This window comes from Streptomyces humidus (assembly GCF_014649655.1).
GTDB lineage: Bacteria > Actinomycetota > Actinomycetes > Streptomycetales > Streptomycetaceae > Streptomyces > Streptomyces humidus.
Genome location: NZ_BMTL01000096.1, coordinates 1 through 3,941, shown reverse-complemented (window position 1 = coordinate 3,941; position 3,941 = coordinate 1). Strand labels below are relative to the sequence as shown.

The following is a 3,941-nucleotide window of genomic DNA, read 5'->3' as shown; positions in this document are numbered from 1 at the left end:
ATAGTCAGCACGCACACCCCAGGACTCCACCAACCGGAACAACGCCACCTCGACCGCGAACAACGCCGGCTGCGCAAACCGCGTCTCCTCCAACAACACCGCCTCATCACCGAAGACCAGATCCTTCAACGACCGGCCAAGATGCCCGTCCACGGCCGCGCACACCTCGTCGAAAGCCTCCGCGAACACCGGGAAAGCGGCATACAACTCACTCCCCATACCGGCCCGCTGCGACCCCTGACCCGTGAACAACACACCCACACGACCCGCAACCACACCCTGCACATCCACCGACACGAGATGCTCCCGCGCCTCAGCCGCCGAACCCGCCACCACCACCGCACGATGATCGAAACGAGCACGGGTCGTCGCCAGCGAGAACGCCACATCCCTGAGACTCAGTTCGGCCCGCTCCTCCAGGAACCCGGCGAGCCGCACCGCCTGCGCACGCACCGCCTCCGGCGACCTGCCCGACACCACCAACGGCACCACACCACCAAGCACCGTCACACCGTCAGGCGTCACGCCACCCGGCGCCACCTCACGCTCCACCGGAGCCGCAGCCTCGACACCCTCCAGGATCACGTGCGCATTCGTCCCACTGATGCCGAACGCCGACACACCAGCACGCCGAGGACGGTCCGGTGCCGCCGGCCATTCCCGAGACTCCGTCAGCAGCTCCACCGCACCCGCCGACCAGTCCACCGCCGACGACGCCTCATCCACATGCAACGTCTTCGGCAGCACACCATGCCGCATCGCCTGCACCATCTTGATCACACCCGCCACACCCGCGGTGGCTCCCGTGTGTCCGAGGTTGGACTTGAGGGCGCCGAGCAGCAGTGGGCGGTCGTCGCCGGGGCGCTCCTGACCGTACGTCGCGATCAACGCCTGCGCCTCGATCGGATCACCCAACGAAGTACCCGTACCGTGCGCCTCCACAGCGTCGACGTCGGCTGCCGACAGACCCGCGTTCGCCAGCGCCTGCCGGATCACACGCTGCTGCGAAGGACCGTTCGGCGCGGTCAGGCCGTTCGACGCACCGTCCTGGTTGACCGCACTGCCCCGCACCAGGGCCAGCACCTCATGCCCGTTACGGCGGGCGTCCGACAGACGCTCGAGCAACAGCAGGCCCACGCCTTCCGCCCAGCCGGTTCCGTCCGCGCCTTCGGCGAACGCCTTGCAGCGTCCGTCCGGCGCCAGGCCCCGCTGCCGCGAGAACTCCACGAAGACACCGGGGCTGGACATCACGGCGACGCCGCCGGCCAGGGCGAGCGAGCACTCACCGTTACGCAGGGCCTGCATGGCGGAGTGCATCGCCACCAACGAGGACGAGCATGCCGTGTCGATGGTGAGCGCGGGCCCCTCCAGGCCCAGGACGTACGACACACGGCCGGAGGCGACGCTGCCCGCGCTGCCGGTCAGGGCGTAGCCCTCGGTGCCGTCGGCGCCGCCGCCGAGGCGGGGGGTGTAGTCCTGGGCTCCCATGCCGGTGAAGACGCCGACGTCCTTGCCCCGCAGCGAGGTCGGGTCGATGCCCGCACGCTCGAACACCTCCCAGGAGGTCTCCAGCAGCAGCCGCTGCTGCGGATCCATCGCCAGTGCCTCACGGGGGTTGATGCCGAAGAAACCGGCGTCGAAGTCGGCGACTCCGTGCAGGAAGCCGCCCTTGCGGACGTAGGTCGTGCCGGGGGCGTCGGGGTCGTCGGAGAGCAGACTGTCCAGGTCCCATCCGCGGTCGGCCGGGAAGTCGACGAGCGCGTCGCGGCCCTCGGCCAGCAGGGTCCACAGGTCCTCGGGTGAGGTCACGCCGCCGGGGAGGCGGCAGCCCATGGAGACGATGGCGATCGGGTCGTCGGCCGCGGGGGAAAGTGCCGGTGCCACGGCGGGCAGGGCCGTGGAGGCGCCGTCGCCGTCTCCGTCGCCGACGAGTTCCGCGCGGAGGTGGTCGGCCAGCGCCCTGGGGTTCGGGTAGTCGAAGACGAGGGTGGCGGGCAGGCGCAGCTGTGTGGCGGCGTTGAGGCGGTTGCGCAGTTCGACAGCGGTGACCGAGTCGAACCCGATCTCCTTGAACGCCCTGTCCTCCTGGACGCCTTCGGCGTCGGTGTGCCCCAGGACGGCTCCGGCTTCGGTCCGCACCAGGCTGACCAGGAGGTGTTCCTGTGCGTCCGGGGGGAGCGCCAGGAGTTCGGCGCGGAGGGCGGAGGCGTCGGTGCCGGGGCGGTCCTCGGTTTTGCCGTCGAGGAGTTCGGTGACCTCGGGCAGGCCGCGCAGCAGGGGCCGGGGGCGGCTGAGGGTGAAGGTCGGGGCGAAGCGGGTCCAGTCGATGCCGGCGACGACGACGTGGGTCTCGTCGTGCTCGACGGCCTGCACCAGTGCGGTCACGCCGAGGTGGGGTTCCATCAGGGAGAGGCCGAGCTTGGCGAACTCCCCCGCCATGGACGCGTCGACCATGCCGCCGCCGTCCCAGGCGCCCCAGGCGATGGAGGTGGCTGTCAGTCCGCGGGCGCGTCGGTGGTGGGCCAGCGCGTCGAGGTATGCGTTGGCTCCGGCGTACGAAGTCAGGCCGTTGCTGCCCCAGGCGGTGGCGCCGGAGGAGAAGAGGACGAAGGCGTCGAGTTCGCGGTCGCCGAGCAGGTCGTCCAGGTGACGGGCGCCGGCGATCTTGGCGCGGCCCATCTCGGCGAACTGCTCGACGGTGAGACCGGACAGGGGTGATTCGGTCTGGGGCGCTCCGGCGAGGTGCAGGACGGCGGTCAGCGGCAGTCCGGCGGGGACGGCGTCGAGGAGGGCGGCGACCGTGTCGCGGTCGCCGATGTCGCAGGCGGTGATGGTGACCCGGGCGCCGTGGGCCTCGAGTTCGGCGCGGAGTTCACCGGCTCCGGGAGCGTCGGGGCCGCGGCGGCTGGTCAGCACGAGATGTTCGGCGCCGAGCTCGGCCAGTCGGCGGGCGACGTGGGCGCCTGTGCCGCCAGTGCCACCGGTGATCAGGACGGTGCCGCGGGGGGTCCAGGGCCTGGGGGCCGGGGCGCCGTCCAGCGGGGCACGGCGCATGCGGCGGGCGTGCAGGCCGTCGGGGCGTACGGCGAGTTGGTCCTCGTCGTCGGCTCCGGAGAGGGCGGCGCACAGCAGGTCGAGGGTGTGCGGGGCGGGTTCGTCGGTGCCGGTGGGCAGGTCGACGAGGCCGCCCCAGGTCCGGGGGTGGTCCAGTGCCAGGACGGTGCCGATGCCCCACATGACGTGCTGGGAGACGTCGGTCAGCTCCGCGGGGTCCGCGACGGCGACGCCGCCTGACGTGACCGACCACAGCGGGGCCTCGATGTCGGCGTCGCCGAGGGCCTGGACGAGGGTCACGGTGGCGATCACGCCGCGGGACCAGGTGGTGTGGACGGGGTGGGGCCGGCCGTCGAGTGCCAGGAGCGACAGGATGCCCGCGAAGGGCCGGTCCGGCAGGGTGGCGGCCAGCGCCTCCCGGTCCGTGTTCTCGGTGTCGACCTCGATGCGCACGATCTGCGCGCCGCGCTCGGTGAGACCGGTGGCGACGGCTTCGGCGAGCGGGCCGCTGTCGGCGCCGGCGGCTACGAGCCAGGTGCCGGAGAGGGCGCCGGAAAGGGTGCCGGAGGTGTCGATCCGGTCCCAGCCGAGGTGGTAGCGCCATCCGTCGACGACGGACCGTTCTTGTCGGCGGCGTCGCCAGGAGGAGAGCGCGGGCAGGACCTCGTCGAGTACGGAGGCCTTGAGCTGGAGGTCGTCGGCGAGGGCGCCGGTGTCACCGGCCTCGATCGCGGCCCAGAAGGCGGCGTCGACGGGGTCGGCCTCGACGGCGGGCCCGTCGTTCGCGTCGAGCCAGTAGCGCTGGTGCTGGAAGGGATACGTCGGCAGCTCCACCCGCCGGGCCCCCCGCGTGTCGAACGCAGCCCCCCAATCAACATCGACACCCC

1 protein-coding gene is annotated in these 3,941 nt (G+C 71.9%); it reads right to left on the bottom strand.

All coding sequences use genetic code 11. From position 1 onward, the window contains the following. Positions 1-3,888 (bottom strand): type I polyketide synthase (locus tag IE239_RS41125; protein WP_229878809.1); only part of this gene is annotated, 3,888 nt, incomplete at its 3' end. Between the last annotated feature and the right edge of the window lie 53 nt (positions 3,889-3,941).